This is a genomic window from Heliobacterium chlorum (genome assembly GCF_014502795.1).
GTDB classification, from domain to species: Bacteria; Bacillota; Desulfitobacteriia; order Heliobacteriales; family Heliobacteriaceae; genus Heliobacterium; species Heliobacterium chlorum.
In genome coordinates, this window is record NZ_JACVHF010000149.1 from 1 (window position 1) to 554 (window position 554).

Sequence of the window (554 nt, forward strand, 5' to 3'; positions counted from 1 at the left end):
CAGATTTGTTCTAACTTATCCATGTATCACTCGAATAACCACTATTTATACATTGTTTATTCTGCTGATAAGTTATAGAATCATCAACGTTGTTTCTGCTGTAAAGCAGAAAATAGAAAAAAGGAGATGAAATTATCTATGAATCAACTTCAGCAAGTCTTCAATTATCAAGGGAATCAAGTTCGAACGGTTATCATCGATGGTGAACCATGGTTTATTGCAAAGGATGTATGTGACGTACTTTCTCATTCAAACAATCGGAAAGCGGTGGAACGATTGGATCCCGACGAAAAAGGTGTAACCAAAGTGTACACCCCTGGAGGATTACAAGAATTAATCATTATCAATGAATCTGGATTAACAGAACTTATCTGGACAAGCCGATTACCTGGGGCAAGAGAGTTCAAGCATTGGGTAAAGAAAGAAGTTTTGCCGTCTATCCGAAAAACCGGCAAATACGAAATAGAATCGTCCACCACTCCAAAACCGACACCGGCTGAATTCCTGTTGCTTATGGCCGAGCAACTGGTGGCTATGGAAAAGCAAATTCAATT

Annotated in this window: 1 protein-coding gene; it reads left to right on the forward strand. The window is 39.0% G+C overall.

The annotated features are described in order from the left end of the window. Positions 1-138: 138 nt before the first annotated feature. Positions 139-554: BRO-N domain-containing protein (locus tag H1S01_RS20700; protein WP_279287057.1), on the forward strand; the 416-nt coding region annotated here is incomplete at its 3' end.